A 1,395-nucleotide genomic window follows, 5' to 3' on the forward strand; every position below is an offset into this window, starting at 1 on the left:
CGGAACGCGCCGGCGAAGCGGCCGCCGCCGGCGCCGGCCGCAAGCCGCTGGTGCTGCTGGTCGAAGACGACCACGATGTGCGCACGGTGGTGCGCCGCCAGCTCACCGAGCTCGGCTACCCGGTGCTGGAAGCGCAGGACAGCGCGGAGGCGCTCTCGCTGCTGCACAGCGTGCCCGACATCGGCATCCTGGTGTCCGACATCGTCATCCCCGGCGGCATGAACGGCCGCGAGGTCGGCCGCGCCACGCGCGCAAGCCGCCCGCACATCCGCGTGGTGCTCATCAGCGGCTACGCCGACGACGCGCAGGCCGCCACGGCCGAGGATGCGCCGCTGTACGTGCTGAAGAAGCCGTTCACCAAGGCGATGCTGCAGGCGGCGCTGGACATGGAGGCGCCATGACGAGGAAATCCGCCGCCGACAGCCACGGCAAATGCATCTACGTCGTCGAGGACGACGCCGACGTCGCCCGCGTGATCCAAAGCACGCTGCAGGACTTCGGTTTCGACATCACCATGTGCCGCACCGCGTCCGAGCTGCTGCGGCGCATGGAACGCCATGCCGCCGACCTGTGCATCGTCGACCTCGGCCTGCCGGACATGGACGGCATGGAGGTGGTGCGGCGGCTGCAGGAGCGGCACGGCTGCGGCATCCTGATCCTGACCGGGCGCGGCTACGTCGGCGACCGCGTCATGGGGCTGGAGCTGGGCGCGGACGACTATGTCGCCAAGCCGTTCGACCCGCGCGAGCTGGTGGCGCGCGTGCGCAGCATCCTGCGCCGCACCGCATCGTCCGCCGGCGCGCACCAGCGCGCGGGCACGGCGCTGTTCGCCGGCTGGCGCTTCAATACCGGCAACAACGTCTTGCGCGCCGCGGACGGCACGGAATGGACGCTCAGCACGGCGGAAGCGCAACTGCTGAAAGCCTTCCTGGCGCGCCCGAACCGCATCCTGAGCCGCGAGCAACTGCTCGACGAGCGCGACATTTCGCCCTTCGACCGCAGCATCGACGTGCGCATCTCGCGCCTGCGCCGCAAGCTGGAAGCCGATGCGCAGCATCCGCAGCTGATCCGCACCGTGTATGGCGCGGGTTATCTGTTTGCGGCGGAGGTGGGCTGGGACTGAGTGCCGCCGCTTTTTTGCCAAGGCCGCCTTCACTGGAAAGGCACGGGCCTTTGACCCTCCCTGCCATGGCACGACCGACATCATTTGCTGGCCGGGCTTTTATGCATTTTTTCAGCCCGTGCCAAGTGCAGCGATTCGAAGACAAGCTCTGCAACGAAGCACAACGGTGCTCCGAGGTGAAATGGTGCGTGGAACGCACCCTACGCTTGCTACCGGTCCGCTGGCGGAGCCGGCGCAATGATCACGGCATCCGGCGGCATCTGGTCGCCGAT

Annotated in this window: 2 protein-coding genes; both read left to right on the forward strand. The window is 68.4% G+C overall.

Annotated features, from left to right (window positions below; translation table 11 throughout):
* Positions 1-401: response regulator (locus tag A6M56_RS18705; RefSeq protein ID WP_286758307.1), on the forward strand; the 401-nt coding region annotated here is incomplete at its 5' end.
* Complete coding sequence (locus tag A6M56_RS18710; RefSeq protein WP_286758309.1) at positions 398-1,123, forward strand: response regulator transcription factor; 726 nt, start codon at positions 398-400, stop codon at positions 1,121-1,123. The genes A6M56_RS18705 and A6M56_RS18710, both read left to right, overlap by 4 nt.
* Positions 1,124-1,395 lie beyond the last annotated feature (272 nt).

The organism is Ralstonia sp. RL (assembly GCF_001683835.1).
Classification (GTDB): Bacteria; Pseudomonadota; Gammaproteobacteria; order Burkholderiales; family Burkholderiaceae; genus Ralstonia; species Ralstonia mannitolilytica.